We start from the raw sequence: 18835 nt of genomic DNA on the forward strand, positions 1-18835 counted from the left end.
GTGGTGATGAGGGCCGGTAGCTCAGTTAGGGAGAGCGACGGACTCTTAATCCGTCGGTCGGGGGTTCAAATCCCTCCCGGCCCGCTTCTGCGACGAACCAACCGACGAGCACCGCGTAGCGTGTGCGAGTCATTCGTGAGGAGCGAAACGGTCACGGAGGATTTGAACCAAGACACGAGCGACCGCAGGGAGCGAAGTGTCAGCGGTTCAAATCCCATCGGTCCGTCCGCTTTACTCAAGTTCCGGGCGACACTCGCAACCGCGTCGCGTTCGCTCACTCCCTCCGGTTCATTCACACCCGACACGCAGTGGTTATACCCACCACTCACCTACCCGAATCACCGTGACCGAGTTCCCCGACGCCGACTCCACAGACGACATCGTAGCCGACCGCGACGACACCGTCGAAGCGGTCCGCTCGCACGCCGGCCAAATCGCCCGGCAACTCGCACTCCTCCAAGGGGGCGACTACGGTCAGCGAGCGTTCAAAACCGACGCAGGCGAGTGGACACTGAAGTATGAGGCCGGTGACCTCGAGTATCTCCGCTTCAGCGGCCGCTCCGGCGACGACGTGTACGTCGTTTCGACGAAGCAACCGCCGGAACCGTCCGCTCTCCACCGCGCGATGACCGACTACGACGCGTTCGTCGAGTCGTACAACCGCTACGTCCGGTCGCTGGAAGGCGTCCTCGACGACGTCCGAAGCGACTTCCCGAAAATAGAGAGAACGGAGTCCGTCGTCACCGAACGGAACCGCCTCGTCGAACGCATCCGCGACGTCGCCGACGCCATCGCGGGCGAACTCCACCGCTACGACGGAACCGACTACGGGACGTTTTCGGCGCGCGTCAACGGCGCGCGCTGGGAACTCAAACGCGAAAACTCGCGTGTCTCGTACCTTCGCGTCGGCGGACAGGGTGGCACGTATCTCGTCTCGCAGTACGAACCGCCGTCGGCCCCCGACGTCCGCGAACACGCCGACGATTTCGCCGCCTTCGTCGACGCGTACAACGACCACGTCGGCGAGTTAGAAGCTGACCTCTCCGAAATCGAACTCTGAGACGCCGCACGTGCAAAATTTCAATACGGTCTCAAACTAAACAAGCAATAGGTTCATAAGTGTCGGGTAGTGAGAATGGGTTGGACGACACACAATTACACAGTACGCGTACACCCTAACACAGCACGTGTTTGGGGAAACGACCGCGCTTTGTCATCGTGACACGGCCCCGTCACGCCCTCATACGTGGTTCGCTTACAGAGTAACTATGTACTCCATGGTGAATCACAATGTCCAGCGTACACACTCCGCTTGACGCGGAGAACGAGAAGACGCACACAGAGCTGTTCGACTCCCTCGCCGACGAACGCCGCCGCCGCGTTCTCGGTGTCGTCGAACAGGCCGACGATAGATACCCAGTCGAACTACTGGCGAAGATGCTGGCCGACGAGACCGACGAGAGTGACACCGAGACGTTCCAACTCTCGCTCGTCCACACGCATCTCCCGAAACTCGACGACGCCGGTTTAGTGACGTACGACGCCGACGACCGGGTCGTCACCTCGACGCCGTCAACGGCGAACGCACTCGCCGTCGTCGAGGCAGCAGAGGTGCAGATGCAGTGAATCGGACGCTGTGTCGCTGCCACGAGTGCAACAGCGTCTACGCCGCCAGAAAGCCCGACGATGGGTCGGTCCAGATAATCGGTACCGAATCGGGCTGTCCCTGCGGCAGCGAAAGTAGCGCACTGTCCGAGATGACCGGCGACAGTGTCGACGAGTTAGGCGACCGCGCTTCGTAGCGCCGTCGCGCTCTGTTTTGTCCCGAGTCGAACACCCGAACTATCCGCGTAGCTGCGCGGCTGCGGCGTCCAGTGCTTCGTCGCCGTCGACGTCGACCCCCTGTGCGTCCAGCGCGTCCGCCAGCGACGCGAGCAGGTAGGTGACGTTCTTCGGGTTCGCCGAGTGGCCCATGCAGCCGATTCTGAAGATATCGCCGTCGAGGTCACCGAGTCCGCTGGCGATTTCGAGGTCGTACTGTTCGAGCAGATACGAGATGACTTCGCCGTCGTCGGCCCCGTCGGGGACGCGAACGGCGTTGAGACTCGGCAGCCAGTAGTCGTCGGCGGCGTTCATCTCCAGTCCCATCGCCTCGACCCCCGATTTGAGCGCCCCAGCGACGCGTAGGTGGCGGTCCCAGCGTTCTTCGATTCCTTCCTCGGCGACGAGTCGAAGCGCCTCACGCAGCGCGTAGACGTTCGTGATGGGCGCGGTGTGGTGGTACGACCGGTCGTCGCCCCAGTAGCCTTCCAACAGCGAGAGGTCCAGATACCACGAGCGAGTGAGTTCTTCGCGCGAGAGTACTTTGTCCATCGCCCGGTCGTTCAGCGTCAACGGACTCGCTCCCGGCGGACAGGAGAGACACTTCTGCGGACCGGAGTACGCCACGTCGACGTCCCACTCGTCGGCGCGGAACTCGACGCCACCCAAGGAGGTGACCGTGTCGGCGACCACGTATGCGTCGTGGCTGTGCGCGATGTCGGTCAGTTCCGGGACGTTCGGCTGGAGCACGCCGGTACTCGTCTCGGCGTGGACGAAGCCGAAGATATCTGGCTGGTGTTCGTCGAACGCCGCCTGAACGTCGGCGGGGTCCAGCGGTTCACCCCACGGGGCCTCGACTTCGACGACCTCGCCGCCCGCTCGCTCGGCCATGCTCTTCATCCGGCCGCCGAAGTAGCCGTTCGTCGGCACGAGCATCGTATCGCCGGGTTCGACGAGGTTGCCGATGGCCGCCTCCATCGACGCCGACCCAGTCCCGGAGACGGGAATCGTCCACTGGTTGTCGGTGCGGAACGTGTAGCGAAGCAGCTCCTGTACCTCGTTCATGATGTCGATGAACGACGGGTCGAGGTGGCCGACCAGCGGCGTGCTCATCGCCCGGAGCACGCGCGGATGCACGTCGCTCGGCCCCGGTCCCATCAGTGTTCGCTGCGGCGGTGTCAGTTCGTCCACGTCGGGCGCGTCGGACATACCTCTCGGTTTCACCGACTGCGAGAAAAAGACATGGGTGGTCGTCACACGATGCCGCTTCTTCGCGTGTTGAGTTTCAATTCTCTCCGACTCGGCTACTTGCCCGCGTACTCCAGCGCGGCCGCGACGAGTTCGACGGGGTGTGCCGGGTCGTCCACGTCGTCTCTGTCGCCGAGTTGTGTCCGACACGACGCACCGGATGCGACGACGGTGTCGCCGTCGCTGTCGTCGACTTGGTCGACGAGGATGTCGGCGATAGACTGCGAGAGTCCGTAGTGTTCGGCCTCGTAGCCGAACGACCCGGCCATCCCACAGCATCCAGAGTCGAGGTGGTCGACGTCGTAGCCGACGCTCCGGAGGACGTTCGCCGCGTGGTGGTCCTTGTTCAACGCCTTCTGGTTGCAGTGGCCGTGGTACGTGAGGCGTTGGCGGACCGCCGGCGACGCCAGTCGCTCGGCCAATCGGTAGGTGTCGAGATATTCGAGGACGCCGTAGGCGTTCGCGCCCAGTTGCAGCACGTCGTCGCCGGAGAGCAGGTCCGTGTACTCGTCTTGCAGCATCACGGCGTCTGAGGGTTCGACGAACACGACCGACCAGCCCTTCTCGACGTACGGATGGAGCGCAGCGACGTTTTCGGCCGCCCGCTCGCGGGCGAGACTCACGAACCCGCCCGAGTACGCCGCTCGGCCGCTCGGAACCGTGTCGGAGGCGAGTTCGACGTAGACGCCCGCAGCCTCCAGCACTCGAACTGCGGCTTTCCCCGCTTCGGGGTAGACGTAGTTCGTGTACGTATCGGGGAAGAGGAGGACTTTCTCGTCGGCCTCTTCGATAGAGACTTTCGGCTCACGCGCGTCGAACCACCGTTCGAGCGAGTTGCGAGTGAATCTCGGCAACTCGCGGTCCGCAGCGAGCCCGAGCGCTCGGTTCAGCAGTGGACGTGCGCCCGGTAGCTTCGGCGCGAGATTCGACACCGGCGCAGTCGCGCTGCCGACCGCAGCGAGACGGTCGATGTTGGCGAACAGCCGTTCTCGGAGGCCGCTTCCCTCCTGCTCGTGGTACTGGTGTTTGACTTCTGCTTTGAGTTTCGCCAGGTCGACGCCCGTCGGACAGTCGTTCGCACAGCCCTTACAGCCGATACAGAGGTCCAACACCTCCGACTGAAATCGCTCCGAGTACAGTTCCTCTTCGTCAAGTTCGCCGGTGATAGCCGCCCGCAGGAGGTTCGCCCGCCCGCGAGTCGTCGCCGCCTCGTCGCGCGTCGCTCGATAGGTAGGACACATCGTGTCGCTGCCGGTCTGTCGGCAGGTTCCACACCCGTTACAGAGTTCGACGAGTTCCGAGAAACTGCCGTGTTCGTCGAAGTCCAGACTCGTCTCCCACTCCGTCGAGAAGTACTCGGAACCGTAGCGAAGCGACTGGCGCATGTCGGTCGGATTGTCGTCTTCGAAGACGACTTTCCCCGGATTCATCCGCCAGTCGGGGTCGAACGCCGTCTTCAACTCCTGAAACGCCGCCCACAACTGCGGGCCGTACATCTTCGGGTTGAACTCGGTTCGCGCGAGGCCGTCGCCGTGTTCACCCGAAAAGGAGCCGTGATGCTCCAGTACGAGGTCCGTGACGGCGTCGGAAATCGACCGCATCGTCTCGATATCCTCGCCGTCTTTGAGGTTGAGAATCGGGCGGATGTGCAACGTTCCGACGCCCGCGTGCGCGAAGTACGCCGCCGAGGTCTCGTGGTCGTCTAACACCTGCTCGAACTGCGAGACGTACTCGGCGAGTTCTTCCGGAGGCACTGTCGCGTCCTCGATGAACGGGTACGGCTTCGCGTCGCCCGGCAGCGACATGAGCAGCGGAATCGCCGCCTTCCGGAGTTTCCAGAGTCGGCCCTGCGCCTCGTCGCTGTACGCCTCGACCACGTCGAACGCCTCGCCGTCGACGAGGAAGCGCTCGTTCGTCCGCTCGATAGCCGCGGGAAAGTCGTCGTGTAGCTCCGAGTCGAACTCCAGCATGAGCGCCGCCGCGGTGCCTTCGGGCATCTGCGCGGCGTACTCGGCGAACTCGCCGGAGTCGCGGGCCAGCCGAAACACCTCGTCGTCCATCAGTTCGACGGCGCTCGTCTCGAACTCCAGCGCCGCGGGAACCGCCGCCATCGCGTCCACGAGGTCCGAAAAGCAGTACACCGCAAGCGCCGTCTCCTCGGGTTTCGTCACGAGCGACAACTCGGCTTCGACGACGACGCCGAGCGTTCCCTCCGCGCCGACGAGAAGTTTCGAGAGATTCATGACTTGCTCGCCGTCGTCTCGCTCCCGGACGACTTTGTCCAGATTGTAACCCGAGACGTTGCGCTTGAGGTCGGGATATCGAGACTGTATCTCCTCGCTGTTCTCCTCGACCAGTTGCCTGACCGTCTCGTAAATACGGGCTTCGAGGTCGTCTTTCTCCACCAACGCTCGCCACTCCTCGCTGTCGAGTATCACATCTCTCGTGTGAATCAGCGACCCGTCGGCGAGAACCACGTCGAGTTCCTCGGTGTAGGCGTCGGTGATGCCGTAGCGAACCGAGTGTGCGCCCGTCGAGTTGTTGCCGATGCCGCCGCCGACCGTCGCCCGATTCGAGGAGGCCGGGTCGGGCGCGAACTTGAGTCCGTGGGGTGCGAGCGCGTCGTCGAAGTCGTCTTGGACGACGCCGGGTTGCACTCGTGCGCGTTTGGCCCCGGGGTCGATATCCAACACGCGGTCCATGTACTTCGAGAAGTCGAGAACGACACAGCCGGGTCCTACCGCCTGCCCCGCCAGCGACGACCCGGCACCGCGAGGCAGAATCGGAACGTCGTGGTCGGCGGCGAGTTTGACTGTTTCCTGCACGTCTTCGACCGTACGCGGGAGAACGACGCCCGCCGGCCGCGCCCGGTAGATGCTTCCATCGGTCGCGTACAGCAGTTGACTGTACTCGTCGAACCGTACCTCGCCGGAGAGGGCTTCACGGAGCGCCGCCGCGAACGCGGCGTACTCGTCCACGTCGGGTGCTACGTCCGGCCCGGACGCGAGATACGTCTCGAACGCCTCGACTGTCGGGTGCTCGTCGACCGCCATTACGGGTGCCTACAGCAGAGCGATGTATATACCATGGGTGCTGTTCACACGTAGCGAGAAACCGGGGTGGGTACGCCAGTGACCTACGAATCGAAACGCATTTTCACCGGTCTACCCCATCCCTCTCCGTGGAATCCAAGCGACTCCAGTTCTACGGACTCTATCTCACGCGGTTCGCCGGTGGGTTCGGGTTCATCACGCTCATCACGCTCCTCCCGGAGTATATCGACCTCCTGAATCCGCAGGATTTCGCCGTCCCGATTCTCGGCCTCACGCTCAGCGCCGGGTTCGTCATCGGCATGTACACGACCGGGTTTACGCTCGCGCAGACCGTCGCCGTCGTCCCGCTGGCGTGGGCTGGCGACCGTTTCGACAAGCGGTACGTACTCTTGGGGTCGCTTCTCGTCGGCATCGTCGCGTACGCGCTGTTCCCACTCATCGACACCAGTGTCCCCGGTGCGAGTCTGCTGTTCATTCTCGCTCGCGCACTACAGGGCGTCGCCGTCACCGGTGCGTCGCTGATGTCGCTGTCGCTGGTGGGCGAACTCGCCAGCGAGGGAACCCGCGCGAACCACATCGGCAAGGCCAACGCCGCCAACTTCGCGGCGTCGGTGCTCGGCAGTCTCAGCGCCGGTGCGCTGTACGAACTGCTCGGCTTCACGCCCATCTTCTCGCTCATCGTCGTGTTGCTCTCGGTTGCGACGGGTATCGTCTGGATTTTCGTCTCGCCCGACAAGACTCGCGTGAAGGGGTTTCCGTTCTCGGACCTCGCGCTCAACCGCCGCATCGTCACCATCTCCAGTTTCCGTGCCCAGTACGCCGTCGCCGTGACGCTCGTCCGGACGTGGGTTCCCATCTACGCGGGTGTCTCCATGGCCAGTGGCGGACTGGCCTACGGGGCGCTGGCGGTGAGCGTCACGGTCACCACCGAGAAGTTCTGTAACATGCTCCTGCAACCGCATACGGGTCGACTCTCTGACCGCTACGGCCGCGCGCTGTTCGTCTTCTTCGGCGGTGGCCTCTACGGTCTCATCGCGCTCGCTGTACCCTTTTCACCCGAAATCGGGACGTATTTCGGCGTACCGACCGACCTGCCGTTTCTCGGCCCGCTGACCCCGGCGTTCCTTCCGCTGGCAGTCCTCTCGGGACTGCTCGGCATCGCCGACAGCTTCCGCGAACCGGCGAGTATGGCGCTGTTTGCCGACGAGGGCAGTGGCGGGAAGGGCGTCGCGTCGAGTTTCGGCATCCGCGAACTCGTCTGGCGACCCGGCAGCGTTATCGGCCCGCTGCTCGGCGGGTGGCTGATGGCGGAAGTCGGCATGGCGTGGGTGTTCTACGTCGGCGGGGCGTCCGCGATTACGGGCGTGTTGACGATGCTCGGCGTCCTCGTCTACCACAACGGAACCGGCGCTCGTGCGCTGACCGAGTGGTAAGAGGGTTGAGAACGGGGAGAACGGAGAAACCAGAAATACCCGAAACCAAAAAACAGCAAAGTCGCCCGTTCAGTCGTCGCCAACGGCCTTATGTCCGCTTCGGGACGACGCGTCGGCCTGCTGGTTCGAGTGTTCCCGTCCCCCACTGAGTTCGTCGGGTCGGAGGGCCCATCCGAGCGCGTAGCCGACGATGCCGACGACGACACCGGGGCCGAAGCCGTGTTCGACGCTCACTGCGAGCACGTCACCGAACGACGCACCCACCGACTGGGCCGCCCACGCGATGCCGAGTAGCGACGACAGCGCGATACCGATAGCGACGCAGACGGCGACGTGTTCTCCTTGTGCGGCGGCGTAGCCGACCACCGCGAGTGTGAGTACCACGACGACGCCGTTCAACAGCGCCGGATGCGTGAACTGCGAGAGATGCGCCGCCAACAGGACGACGCCGAGCGAGAGTACGCCGAGCCGACTCGTCGGTTTCCATCTCCGTATCTGTGCGTACAATGCGACGAACAACAGCGTGGCGATGCCGAGGGTGTAGATGGCGCTGCTCCACGGGAGCATCTCCCCGGCAACGACGAGCGACGCCGTCCCGACGACGGCGAGCGCACCCGTCACCCAGTCGTACTCCCTCGCCGCACTGCCACGCCGAACGTCCAGCAGAAACGACAACGGCGTCACGTCGCCACGTGAGACCGACCGTTCGTAGCGACGAATGGCGACGCCGCCGGCGAACAGCAGACTGCCGACGACGGCCGCGAGACTGCCGGCGTAGCCGACGGCCCGAGCGAAAACGGTAGCCGTCGAGACGTCGCCGATGCCGGCCGAGACCCCGAGCAGTTGCTGACCGTGCAGCGACAGCGCGAACGCTACCGAAAACACCGCAATCCACACGCCGCCGGCACCGCCGCCGCGAGCACTGTAGCGCGTCAGTGCGGCGACGCCGACCACCGTTCCGAGCAGCGTCGGGACCGAGAAAAGCGTCAGTCCGCCCAGCGCCGTCGGGTCGACGAACCCGTAGGTCACGACTCCGACCGCGAAGACGACTGACACGACGGCCGCTAAACGCGTCAAACGTTCGTCAGTTCCGAAGACTATCGACCGCATACGCTGCGACACAGTCGCTAGTAGAGCGTCCACTACATATAACTTAGTCAGACAGTATCACTTTAATACTGGTCAGAAAATCGGCCGGTCGCCGGACGACTCCCACGATGTCAAATCTCTGCCAGTTAACGGCCGATGACCCACCCACAACCTACCGGCCGGGCATGGACCGCCCGCTTCCCGTTCAGTCGAGGAAGTCGGGTTCGACGCGTTTGTCGTCGCGTTCCTCGCGGAGGTGCGCGCGGAACGCGTCGCGGTCGACGTCGTTTTCCTCGCGCTCTTTGCGGTCGCGGACCGAGACCGTTCCGGCCTCCTGTTCGTTGTCGCCGATGATTATCATGTACGGGACGCGGTCGGTGTGCGTGTCCTGAATCTTGCGCCCGATGGTCCACGAGCGGTTCTCGACGCCGACGCGGAGGCCCTCCTCGCGGAGTTCCTCGGCGACTTCTTCGGCGTAGTCGAGGTTGTCGTCGCTGATGGGCAGCACCCGAACCTGTTCGGGTGCGAGCCACAGTGGGAACTTCCCGTTGAAGTGCTCGATGAGCACCATGAGGAAGCGCTCGTAACTGCCGTAGAGCGCGCGGTGAATCATCACCGGGCGGTGGTCCTCGTTGTCCTCGCCCGTGTAGGTGAGGTCGAAGCGTTCGGGCATGTTGAAGTCGAGTTGGACCGTCGGACCGTCCCAACTCCGTCCGAGGGCGTCCTCGAAGCCGAAGTCTATCTTCGGGCCGTAGAACGCGCCGTCGCCTTCCTCCAGATGGTAGTCGATGTCGCCGTCGTCGAGCACGGCTTTCAGTTGCGTCTCGGCTTTCTCCCAGATTTCGTCGCTGCCGACCGACTTCTCGGGGCGCGTCGCCAGCGCCACGTCGGCGTCGAGGTCGAACGTCTCGAACACCGTGAGGATGTTGTCGATGATGAGGTTGATTTCCTCCTCTATCTGGTCGGGGCGGACGAACAGGTGACCGTCGTCGATGGTGAACGACCAAACTCTGGAGAGGCCGGAGAGTTCTCCGCGTTGCTCTTTGCGGTAGACTTTTCCGTCCTCGAAGTAGCGAACCGGGAGGTCACGGTAGCTCCACGACTTCTGGTCGAAGATGGTCGCGTGCCCCGGGCAGTTCATCGGTTTGAGGCCATACTCCTCGTCGTTGACGTCGAGGAGGAACATGTCGTCGACGTAGTTCTCGTAGTGACCCGACTTCTTCCACAGTTCCGTCCGGAAGAGATGCGGCGTCTCGACGGGGTCGTAGCCCGCGTCGAGATTCAGACCCTTGGCGAAGTCGGCGAGTTCGTCGAGAACGCGCTTGCCGTTCGGGTGGTAGAGCGGCAGGCCCGGCCCCGTCACCTCGTCGATGGAGAACAGGTCGAGTTCGCGGCCCAGTTTCCGGTGGTCGCGTTCGGCGGCCTCCTCGCGGCGTTCGACGAACTGCTCTAGCTCTTTTTCGTCGGCGAACGCCGTGCCGTAGACGCGCGTCAACGTCTCGTTGGACTCGTCGCCACGCCAGTAGGCGGACGAAATGTTGAGGAGTTTGAACGCGCCGATTTCGCCCGTCGATTCGACGTGCGGGCCTTTACACAGGTCCTCGAACTCACCCTGCTCGTAGAAGCTAATCTCCTCCTCGTCGGCGGCCTCGGTGTCGAGGATGTCCTGCTTGAATCGGTTGTTCTCGTAGTAGTCGAACGCCTCCTCACGGCTCATCGTCTTTCGTTCGATGTCGTAGTCCTCGGCGACGATGTCGGCCATCTCCTCTTCTATCTCGCGGAGGTCCGACTCGTCGAGGTCGACGTTCGTCACGTCGTAGTAGAATCCCTCGTCCGTCCACGGGCCGATGGTCAGCTTCGCCTCCGGGCGGAGCCGGAGCAGTGCTTGTGCGAAGACGTGCGCGGCCGAGTGCCGGAGCACGTCGAGATACTCGTCGGAGCCGTCGGTGACGATGACGAGTTCCGACCCGTCTTCGAGTTCCGTTTCCTTGTCGACGAGGTCGCCGTCGACGACGCCGGCCACGGTGTCCTTGCCGAGGCCCGGCCCGATTTCGTAGGCGGCGTCCTCAACCGTGGACCCCGCGGAGAGAGACAGTTCGGAACCGTCCGGCAGGGTCACTACGATATCACTCATGAACGGACGAAACCGAGGGACGGGGATAAGTGTTTTTGACCCGCGCTACCGGGGTAGCGAAAGGAATTTATTCGACGTCGGTCGTCCCCCGGCGGCCGTACAGTTAAATCACAGAAGCCGGAACTGTCTCTCATGCGATTCGACCGACAAAGCGGCGTCTTTCTCCACGTCTCTTCGCTCCCCGGCCCGCACGGTATCGGTGACCTCGGCGACGGCGCACGCGCATTCGTCGATTTTCTCGCAGACGCAGACCAGTCGCTGTGGCAGGTCTGTCCGCTCGGACCGACGTCGTCGGCACACGGTAACTCGCCGTACCAGTCGTTCTCGGCGTTCGCCGGCAACCCCCTGTTTGTCGACCTCAGACAGGTCGAGTGGCTCACCGACGACGACCTCAAACCCGTCCCCGAGTTCAACCCGCACGAGACCGACTACCACCGCGTCTCGGAGTACAAACGCCCGCTGCTCGAAACCGCGTTCGAGCGCTTCGACTCCGAGGGGTCCGACGACGACCACGAGGCGTTCGAGGCGTTCCGCGAACGAGAGGCCTCGTGGCTCGACGACTACACGCTCTTTATTTCGCTGAAAGAAGAGCACGACCACGTCGCGTGGATAGACTGGCCCAGCGAGTTGAAGACGCGGGACGAGGACGCACTCGAACAGGCCCGAAACGACCTCGAAGCCGAGCGTCGCTACCACGCGTTCTGCCAGTACCTGTTCGACGAACAGTGGCGTGACCTCAAATCGTATGCCGCCGACCACGACATCTCGCTCGTCGGCGACCTGCCCATCTACGTCGCGCTCGACAGCGCGGACGTGTGGGCGTCGCCCGAAGCGTTCGACTTAGACGAGAACAACGAACCCGCCGCCGTCGCGGGCGTCCCGCCGCAGTTCGGCGACAGCGGCCAGCGCTGGGGTAATCCGTTGTACGACTGGGACCACCTGCGCGAGACGGGCTACGACTGGTGGCGTCGTCGCTTCTCTCGACTGTTCGACCTCGTCGACATCGCCCGCCTCGACCATTTCAAAGGATTCGACGAGTACTGGGCGATTCCCGCCGACGCCGACGACCCGGCGGCGGGGTCGTGGCGCAACGCGCCCGGCTACGACTTCTTCGAGACGATAGAACGCGAGTTCGGTGACCTCCCGTTCGTCGTCGAAGACTTGGGCTTCATCGACGAGCAACTCGCTGCCTTCCGCGACAACTTCGAGTTCCCCGGCATGCGCGTGCCGCACTACGCCGACTGGTGCCGCGAGGGCGACATGAACCAACCGATGCACTACCCGCACACTAGCATCGGCTACACCGCCACCCACGACACCGACACGACAGTCGGCTACTACCACAGTCTCCCCGACGACCAGAAAGACTGTCTGCACTACAACCTTGGCGTCGACGGCAGTGAAATCAACTGGTCCATCATCGAAGCCGTCTGGAACTCCGAGGCGGTGCTGGCGATGACGACGGTTCCCGACCTGCTCGGCCTCGGTTCCGAGGCCAGATTCAACACGCCCGGCACCGCGGAAGGCAACTGGTCGTGGCGGTGTACGCACGACGGGTTGGAGGACGGAGTGGCCCAGCGACTGCGGGACGTGACCGACTTCACGATTCGGTGAGTTGACCGCGCCGCAAGCGGACACACGGCCGTCCCCGGGTCGTCCGAAGCCACCTCATGACGTCTGGTGGGGCTGTGCTGCCCGGGAAGTGTCCTCGGAGGAAACACCCCGATACTCATGTTACCGAGGTTCCACTTCTAATTCGTGAATCGATTTTACGTCTATTATGCGTGTTTCGCAATCTACGGCGCACTGTTCGGATTGCGGGGAGTCTTAGCTGTCGTCGAGGGACGTTCGAGTGTACCCCTCATCTTACAGGGAGTCTTTGGAATCTGTCTGATGGTCGCATCCGTATACGAAGTGCTCACGAACTCTCCGAACGAGTTCGACATCGGGAATCTGCTGTTCTGGGGACTCGTTGCGTGTACCGTGGGGATTATCGTGTTACTCGTTCCCGAACTCATCTGATTACGGAACCGTGGGTTCGAGAGTCACGAGTGGCCTCGTCGAATCGGAGTCGACTCGCTTCCGGTTCTTCCTCTCGTTCAGTACGCGAGACTCCAGAGGCCGTACGGAATCAGTAACAGCAACGCTGCCCACATCCCCACGGTCAGCGTATCCCCGACCGACGCGCCCCCAACGAGAAAGACGAGCGGTGCCGCGACGAGTCCGGTGGCGACGAGCAGCGCCGTCGCTGCGATGGGCCGACTCATCGGGTCGAGGTCGGTCGTCCGCACCGAGAGCGCGAACTCGTCGGTGAACGACTCGGGGTTCGAAACCGGCCCGAGATACCGTTCCGCCTCGTCGTCGCCCCATCCGGTCGTACACTCGAACGTCCGCGTCGCCAGCAATCGGTCGGGTAATCGGTCGTCGACCAGTTCCACGTCGCGGAACCCGCCGACCGGCACCGACCACTGCGGTTCGGCGAGCCACGTGTCGTAGGCGACGATGCGTTCGTCGTAGCGGCGGTACTCCATCGGGCCGTAGTGGAGGTAGTGCGACCCGACGCTCACCGCGAGTGCGAGTACGTAGAGTACGACGACGGTGACGAGCGAGGCGAGCACCACCGTCCGCGAGACGTTGTCGCCGCCGACGACGGCGAAGAAGGCGAGCCAGAGAAAGCCGAACGACGTCGCGTACACCGGTGCTTCGGGAAAGAGTACACCGAGGACGCCGGTCCACGCGACGCTTTCCCGGTCTGTCGACGCTCGGGCGGTCGGTGCTCCGGCGGGAACGTCGACCGGTTCGACAGCGCGGTCGACCTCGTCGGGACCGGCGAGCCACTGCGTGAGTCGCCCGCCGTCGTCGCTGTGGGTCGCTCGGAACGCCGACCAGTCGACGAGCAGTTTGATGATGACGACGATACCCAGCGCGGCGACACCGCTCCCGGGCCCGAGAGCGCCGAGGATAGGGATTGAAAACAGCACGAACGCGAAGAAGAACGCCTCTCGAACCGGTGTTTCGACCACCGAGTACGGCGAAACGCGCTCGTAACGTCGGGTGTCGAAGTAGCCACGTTTCGTCTCCAGCAGTTGGCCCAGCGAGAGCGACCCGGCACCGACCGCCACCTCCCAGAACGTAACCCCCGAGGTGTCGAGCGTCGACGCGAGGCCGACGCCGATGAACATCGAGAGCATGGCGAACCCACCGAAGACGGCCGTCGTGAACGGAATATTTCGAAGATAGACGGGCGGTAGCCAGTCGACCAGTTCGATACGCCCGCGTTTCTCGGTCAACTCGCTCTCGGCGACGTCCAGCACACCCTCTCGGTCGGCGGGTGCCCGCCGCTGCGCGAACGGCGCTTTCAGACTCGTCAGCAGAATCGACACCGACAGTTCGACGGCGTAGATGACGACCAGCGTGACCGGTTCCCACCCGAAGGCGACGAGGCCGACGAGAGGAACGAGATTCACCAACAGCGTCGGGACGAACCCGGTGAAGTCGCTGACGCTGCCGACACGCTCGGGGATGGTGGAGGAGGCCATCGCGTACTCTCGTGCTCGGAGTAGACTCGGATAAACCGTTCGGAGACCGACAGATGTCCGCTCTCGAAGCGGAGTCAGTACGTTAGGTCACCGAAGCTCCCGCAGACCGACCGAGAGAAACAGCGAACTCGCGCCGCCAATCAGGAGTAAAAACCAGTACGAACAGAGCCGATAGACGAGCACTGCTGCGGCGGCCGTCTCCAGACCGACTTCGGCGAGAACGACGACAGCGGCCGTCAGTCCGACTTCGGTTCCACCCAACCCACCGGGCGTCGGCAACAGCGTCGCCAACCCCGCGGCCGGAACGACGAACAGCACGAGCGCCAACGGGAGCGACTGGCCGACAGCGAGCGACCCCAAGTAGAGTGGCAGTGCGAACAACACCCAGCCGACGGCGGCGTACACTGCCGCCCACACGACGGTCCTGCGGTCGCTGGTCGCGCGGTCGAACGTCGAGAAGAACTCGTCGAGGCCGCGGTCGACCGCCTCGGGTGCGAGCCGTTGCTGGAGTCGCGGACCGGCGCGTCGAAACACGGTCCGACCGACCGACGCGACGCCGTGGACGACGCGGCGGAACGCGGTTCGCCGCTTGACGAACCCGGCGATTGCGAGGGCGACGAGCGCCAAGACGGCGACGAGTCCGAACACGACGAGTTCCGTTCCGGAGGCGACACCGTCGGCGACGACGAACCACCCGAAGCCGACGGCGGCGACGACGAGCGACGCGACGAAGACGACCAGTTCGCTCGCGGTGACGGAGGCGAACGTCCCGCGATACTCGAGGTCCATCTCCTCGGCGAGCACGTACGCCATCAGCGGGACACCCCCGGCGTGGCCGAACGGCAGAACCTGCTTGGCGAACGTCCCGGTGAGATAGCCCAGTCGGACCCTCCCAGTCGGCACTGTCGGTTCGACTGTCCGCAGAAACAGCAGCGTCGAACTGCTCCACGCCAACTGCGCGAGAAGGCTCGCAACGAGCGCCACGCCCAGAAGCAGCGGGTCCATCGTCCGTAACTCTCCGACGATTTCGCGCCAACTCACCCCGGAGACCCCGACGAGCACCGCGAGTGCGACGACGATGGCGACACCCACGCCGACGCGCTTGCGCATCGACCCGGCACGAGTGACCTCCGTCGTTCCCATGACGAACGGTTGGCTTACCGGACATTATGAGTCTTCTGTCTGTCAAAGTCTCAAATACGAACCGGCGCACAGACCCGCACGGATAGCCGCGGGGGGAAACCACATACCGTTCTACCGCAATCACCCGTCCATGCAGGTCGACACAGACCGCCTCCGGGCGGACATCGAAGCGAACGCCGAGTTCGGCGACGTGAACGCGGAGACTGGTCGTGGCCGAACCGTCCTCTGCGGCACCGACGCGAACAGGAAGGCCCGCGAGTACTTCGTCGGACGACTCGAAGACGCCGGTCTCGCCGTCGAAATCGACGCTATCGGAAACATTTCTGGAACTTGGTCGCCCGACTCGGCGGACGAAACCGCCGCGCCCGTCGCGTTCGGCAGCCACCTCGATTCGGTGCCGGAGGGTGGCATCTTCGACGGACCGCTCGGGGTGTACGCCGCGCTCGAAAGCGTTCGCGCGATGCAGGACGCCGAACTCGAACCCGACCGTCCGATAGTCGTCGTCTCCTTCACCGAGGAGGAAGGCCAGCGGTTCGCCGACGGGTTGCTCGGGTCGTCGGTGTCGGTCGGACAGCGCACGGTCGAGGAGGCGCTCGCGCTCGAAGACGACGAGGGTGTGACTTTGGAGGAGGCGCTCGACGATATCAGTTTCCGCGGCGAGGGTCTGCTCGACGCCGGCGACTGGGACGCGTGGTACGAACTCCACATCGAACAGGACACCCAACTCGAACGCGCCGAAATTCCTGTCGGGGTCGTGACGACCATCACCGGCATCACGCACTGCGAGGCGACGATTCTCGGCGAGGCGAACCACGCGGGTGCGACGCCGATGGACGAGCGAACCGACGCGCTCGCGGCGGCCGCCGAGTTCGTCCTCGACGTGGAGCGGGCAGCGAACAGCGTCGTCGACGAGTCGAGCGACTCCGCGGTTGGAACCGTCGGTTCGCTCTCGGTTTCGCCGAACGCGACGAACGTCGTCCCCGGCCGCGTCGAGATGGGCGTCGACGTCCGCGACGTCGAGTATCGGTCGATGCAGACTATCGTCGGTGCGGCGCGCGAGAGCCTCACCCGTTTAGAGACCGAACGCGGCGTCGACACCACCTTCGAGCGACCGTTCGACCTCGAACCGACGCCGATGGCCGACCGACTGCGGGAGGCCGCTCACGCCGCTGGCGAGGCCGCCGGCATCGAGACGATGGACATGCACTCGGGTGCGGCGCACGACACGATGCACGTCGCCGACGTCACCGACGCGGCGCTGTTGTTCGCGCCCTCGCACGATGGCATCTCGCACAACCCGCGCGAGTGGACCGACTGGGACGACTGCGCGGCGGCGACGCGCGTCCTCGCCGGGGCCGTCGCCGACGCGGCGGGTGGAGAGGACGCCGAATAGCCTCGCTGTCCGCCGCCGCCCGCCGCTGTCGAACATCGAAACCCGCAAGCCTGCGGGAACCAACGGGGAGACGATGGAGCGAGGCGCGATTCCGCTCGACGACTTGGCCGGGGAGTTCGACCTACAAGCGACCGTCGAGAGCGGTCAGTCGTATCTGTGGGACCGCGCCGACGGCGGGATGTACGAGACGATGGTCGCCCACGGCGGCGACCACTGGTACGAGACGGTCGTCCCCCCAATGGACGGACTGAGCGACGAGCAGGCGGTCCTCCGCGTCCGACAGGTCGGCGACGCCGATACTGGAACACTGGAGTGGGAGTCGAACGTCGACGCCGTGCCGCTTCTTACGCACCTGCTCCGCCTCGACGACGACTTAGACACAATTTTGGGTTCGACGCCGGACGACCCGCTCCTCCGGCGGGCGTACGACGAGTATCGCGGGATGCGCCTCGTCCGCGACCCGCCGTTCGCCTGTCTCATCTCGTTTATCTGCTCGGCACAGATGCGCGTCTCGCGTATCCACGGGATGCAGATGGCGATGGCGCGCGAGTTCGGCGACCGAGTCGAGTTCGACGGCGAGACGTACCACGCGTTTCCGACGCCCGCGCAGCTGGCCGAACGGACCGAGGACGAACTTCGGGAGCTAAAACTCGGCTATCGCGCCGGCTACGTCCAGCGCAGTGCGGAGATGGTCGCCACGGGTGAAGCCCACCCCGACGAAGCGCTCAGCCTCGACTACGAGGACGCCCGCGACTCCTTGACCAGATTCGTCGGCGTCGGCGACAAGGTGGCCGACTGCGTGCTGCTGTTCTCGTTGGGCTTTCTCGAAGCCGTGCCGCTGGACACGTGGATTCAGACGGCCATAGCCGACCACTACCCCGACTGCGAACGCGGCAACTACCGCGAGACGTCGCGGGCGATACGCGAGCGCTTCGGCGGCGACTACGCCGGCTACGCCCAGACGTACGTGTTCTACTACCTGCGCGCCGGCGGCGAGGTCTGACCGCGCCGGCACGGACTACGAGAGCGCGGTACACGGTGTACGCGTGACTGTCCGTTCGCCGTGACGGACACGTCGCGCCGGGCGAAAATCTATGCATTTCGGTGGGTTACCACTACTCACTATGGATTGTAGAGTCGTCGTAGAGGCGGCCGTGCCCGTCTACGACGTGGCGACGACGGACGAAGCGGTCCGAATCGCCATCTCGAAGACCGGCGAGATGCTCAATCCGGACCTCAACTACGTCGAAATCAACATGGGAACCCGACAGTCGCCGTCCGGCGACGAACTTCCCCCGGCGTTCATCGCCGCCGACGAGGCGCTGGTCGCTCTCGAACTGGAGATGACCGTCTTCAACGTCGAACGCGAGGAGCACGCGTCGAGAATCGCCCGCAAGGAAATCGGACAGCGACTGGACAACATCCCGCTGAAGGTACTGGAGGTGACGGTCATCCCCGACGAGGACGACGATGCCAGCGAGGCCGAGGACGTCTCGGACGACCCCGAAAACGGAGACGACGAGTTGCTGCCGGAGTTCGAAGAGATGGTAGACGAAGAGAGCGACGGCTGAGCGGTCGTAACTTCTGAGAGAACTGCAGTCGACGGTTCAGTCGGCTTTCGGTGCGACTGCTTCCGGTTCGGTCTCTTCCATCGAACCCGTGATTCCTTTGGCGAGTTTGAATACGGCGGCCTTGTGGTCGGTTTTCGACTTGTGAATAGATGTCGGCCGAACGCCAAGTTCGTTGTATTCGGTAAGGTCGAGTTCGGTGTCTTTCCAGTGTTCCTGCTGGCTACGTACCTCTGCAAGCAGGCCGTGAAGGTGAATGAGCTCCTGCTTCTTCATGAGCAAATTCCCGTTGATACTCGATGCTTATAGTACTATCTTGAGTCTCGTTAACACAGTACTGTGTGAGAGACTCTCTACCCTTCGATACCGGTACTTCAGTATAACACTCGAAAACCGGGGCGTGAACGTTTTACC

The 18835-nt window shown here is 63.9% G+C and carries 16 protein-coding genes and 1 tRNA gene; 10 read left to right on the top strand and 7 right to left on the bottom strand.

What is annotated here, in order from left to right:
* Nucleotides 1-10 precede the first annotated feature (10 nt).
* From AUR64_RS02065 to AUR64_RS02080, 4 genes are all read left to right on the top strand, one after another.
* Nucleotides 11-84, top strand: a tRNA-Lys gene (locus AUR64_RS02065).
* A gap of 259 nt (nt 85-343) precedes the next feature.
* A complete protein-coding gene (locus AUR64_RS02070; RefSeq protein WP_058580291.1) occupies nt 344-1060 on the top strand; it encodes a hypothetical protein in 717 nt (238 codons plus the stop codon).
* 230 nt (nt 1061-1290) lie between these two features.
* Nucleotides 1291-1626 (top strand): DUF7344 domain-containing protein, encoded by a 336-nt coding sequence (locus AUR64_RS02075; protein WP_058580292.1) that lies wholly within the window; start codon nt 1291-1293, stop codon nt 1624-1626.
* On the top strand, nt 1623-1802 hold the full coding sequence (locus AUR64_RS02080) for a hypothetical protein (protein WP_058580293.1): 180 nt from the start codon (nt 1623-1625) through the stop codon (nt 1800-1802). Before AUR64_RS02075 ends, AUR64_RS02080 begins: the two co-directional genes overlap by 4 nt.
* A gap of 40 nt (nt 1803-1842) precedes the next feature.
* Here the strand turns inward: AUR64_RS02080 and AUR64_RS02085 are convergent, their stop codons facing one another.
* Together AUR64_RS02085 and AUR64_RS02090 are read right to left on the bottom strand one after the other, a co-directional pair.
* Nucleotides 1843-3030 carry a pyridoxal-phosphate-dependent aminotransferase family protein gene (locus AUR64_RS02085; RefSeq protein WP_058580294.1) on the bottom strand — a complete coding sequence of 396 codons (1188 nt, stop codon included), beginning with the start codon at nt 3028-3030 and terminating at the stop codon, nt 1843-1845.
* A 95-nt stretch (nt 3031-3125) separates the two neighbouring features.
* Nucleotides 3126-6122 (bottom strand): FAD-binding and (Fe-S)-binding domain-containing protein, encoded by a 2997-nt coding sequence (locus AUR64_RS02090; protein ID WP_058580295.1) that lies wholly within the window; start codon nt 6120-6122, stop codon nt 3126-3128.
* A gap of 128 nt (nt 6123-6250) precedes the next feature.
* On the opposite strand from AUR64_RS02090, the gene AUR64_RS02095 reads away from it, so the two are divergent.
* Nucleotides 6251-7555 carry an MFS transporter gene (locus AUR64_RS02095; protein ID WP_058580296.1) on the top strand — a complete coding sequence of 435 codons (1305 nt, stop codon included), beginning with the start codon at nt 6251-6253 and terminating at the stop codon, nt 7553-7555.
* Between the two features lie 69 nt (nt 7556-7624).
* Here AUR64_RS02095 and AUR64_RS02100 read toward each other — a convergent pair whose 3' ends face one another.
* Nucleotides 7625-8611, bottom strand: coding sequence for a hypothetical protein (locus tag AUR64_RS02100; protein ID WP_155120474.1), 987 nt, complete (start codon nt 8609-8611; stop codon nt 7625-7627).
* A 238-nt stretch (nt 8612-8849) separates the two neighbouring features.
* On the bottom strand, nt 8850-10778 hold the full coding sequence (gene thrS, locus AUR64_RS02105; protein ID WP_058580298.1) for a threonine--tRNA ligase: 1929 nt from the start codon (nt 10776-10778) through the stop codon (nt 8850-8852).
* Between the two features lie 132 nt (nt 10779-10910).
* Between thrS and malQ the strand changes: the two genes are divergently transcribed.
* Together malQ and AUR64_RS21205 are read left to right on the top strand one after the other, a co-directional pair.
* The gene (gene malQ, locus AUR64_RS02110; protein ID WP_058580299.1) at nt 10911-12392 is read left to right on the top strand and encodes a 4-alpha-glucanotransferase; all 1482 of its coding nucleotides are present in this window, start codon (nt 10911-10913) and stop codon (nt 12390-12392) included.
* A 279-nt stretch (nt 12393-12671) separates the two neighbouring features.
* Nucleotides 12672-12800, top strand: a complete 129-nt coding sequence (locus tag AUR64_RS21205) for a hypothetical protein (RefSeq protein WP_276203526.1) — start codon at nt 12672-12674, stop codon at nt 12798-12800.
* Nucleotides 12801-12877: 77 nt separating this feature from the next.
* Here AUR64_RS21205 and AUR64_RS02115 read toward each other — a convergent pair whose 3' ends face one another.
* Both AUR64_RS02115 and AUR64_RS02120 read right to left on the bottom strand, forming a co-directional pair.
* Nucleotides 12878-14317, bottom strand: a complete 1440-nt coding sequence (locus AUR64_RS02115; RefSeq protein WP_058580300.1) for a DUF6498-containing protein — start codon at nt 14315-14317, stop codon at nt 12878-12880.
* An 87-nt stretch (nt 14318-14404) separates the two neighbouring features.
* On the bottom strand, nt 14405-15460 hold the full coding sequence (locus tag AUR64_RS02120; protein ID WP_058580301.1) for a lysylphosphatidylglycerol synthase transmembrane domain-containing protein: 1056 nt from the start codon (nt 15458-15460) through the stop codon (nt 14405-14407).
* Between the two features lie 130 nt (nt 15461-15590).
* On the opposite strand from AUR64_RS02120, the gene AUR64_RS02125 reads away from it, so the two are divergent.
* The 3 genes from AUR64_RS02125 to AUR64_RS02135 all read left to right on the top strand — a co-directional run bounded on the left by AUR64_RS02125 (nt 15591) and on the right by AUR64_RS02135 (nt 18424).
* Nucleotides 15591-16853, top strand: coding sequence for a M20 family metallo-hydrolase (locus AUR64_RS02125; protein ID WP_058580302.1), 1263 nt, complete (start codon nt 15591-15593; stop codon nt 16851-16853).
* 73 nt (nt 16854-16926) lie between these two features.
* Nucleotides 16927-17856: a DNA-3-methyladenine glycosylase 2 gene (locus AUR64_RS02130; RefSeq protein ID WP_058580303.1), complete on the top strand. Its 930-nt coding sequence runs from the start codon at nt 16927-16929 to the stop codon at nt 17854-17856.
* 121 nt (nt 17857-17977) lie between these two features.
* Nucleotides 17978-18424, top strand: a complete 447-nt coding sequence (locus tag AUR64_RS02135; RefSeq protein WP_058580304.1) for a DUF555 domain-containing protein — start codon at nt 17978-17980, stop codon at nt 18422-18424.
* Between the two features lie 36 nt (nt 18425-18460).
* Here AUR64_RS02135 and AUR64_RS02140 read toward each other — a convergent pair whose 3' ends face one another.
* Nucleotides 18461-18697 (bottom strand): UPF0058 family protein, encoded by a 237-nt coding sequence (locus AUR64_RS02140; RefSeq protein WP_058580305.1) that lies wholly within the window; start codon nt 18695-18697, stop codon nt 18461-18463.
* Between the last annotated feature and the right edge of the window lie 138 nt (nt 18698-18835).

This window comes from Haloprofundus marisrubri (assembly GCF_001469955.1).
Classification (GTDB): domain Archaea; phylum Halobacteriota; class Halobacteria; order Halobacteriales; family Haloferacaceae; genus Haloprofundus; species Haloprofundus marisrubri.

What these genes read in the sequence shown, in the direction of transcription:
- AUR64_RS02135 (WP_058580304.1), top strand. Translation starts at nt 17,978, where the DNA reads ATGGATTGTAGAGTCGTCGTAGAGGCGGCCGTGCCCGTCTACGACGTG.
- AUR64_RS02075 (WP_058580292.1), top strand. Translation starts at nt 1,291, where the DNA reads ATGTCCAGCGTACACACTCCGCTTGACGCGGAGAACGAGAAGACGCAC.
- AUR64_RS02140 (WP_058580305.1), bottom strand. Translation starts at nt 18,697, where the DNA reads ATGAAGAAGCAGGAGCTCATTCACCTTCACGGCCTGCTTGCAGAGGTA.
- AUR64_RS02115 (WP_058580300.1), bottom strand. Translation starts at nt 14,317, where the DNA reads ATGGCCTCCTCCACCATCCCCGAGCGTGTCGGCAGCGTCAGCGACTTC.
- thrS (WP_058580298.1), bottom strand. Translation starts at nt 10,778, where the DNA reads ATGAGTGATATCGTAGTGACCCTGCCGGACGGTTCCGAACTGTCTCTC.
- AUR64_RS02090 (WP_058580295.1), bottom strand. Translation starts at nt 6,122, where the DNA reads ATGGCGGTCGACGAGCACCCGACAGTCGAGGCGTTCGAGACGTATCTC.
- AUR64_RS02125 (WP_058580302.1), top strand. Translation starts at nt 15,591, where the DNA reads ATGCAGGTCGACACAGACCGCCTCCGGGCGGACATCGAAGCGAACGCC.
- AUR64_RS02130 (WP_058580303.1), top strand. Translation starts at nt 16,927, where the DNA reads ATGGAGCGAGGCGCGATTCCGCTCGACGACTTGGCCGGGGAGTTCGAC.
- malQ (WP_058580299.1), top strand. Translation starts at nt 10,911, where the DNA reads ATGCGATTCGACCGACAAAGCGGCGTCTTTCTCCACGTCTCTTCGCTC.
- AUR64_RS02120 (WP_058580301.1), bottom strand. Translation starts at nt 15,460, where the DNA reads ATGGGAACGACGGAGGTCACTCGTGCCGGGTCGATGCGCAAGCGCGTC.
- AUR64_RS21205 (WP_276203526.1), top strand. Translation starts at nt 12,672, where the DNA reads ATGGTCGCATCCGTATACGAAGTGCTCACGAACTCTCCGAACGAGTTC.
- AUR64_RS02085 (WP_058580294.1), bottom strand. Translation starts at nt 3,030, where the DNA reads ATGTCCGACGCGCCCGACGTGGACGAACTGACACCGCCGCAGCGAACA.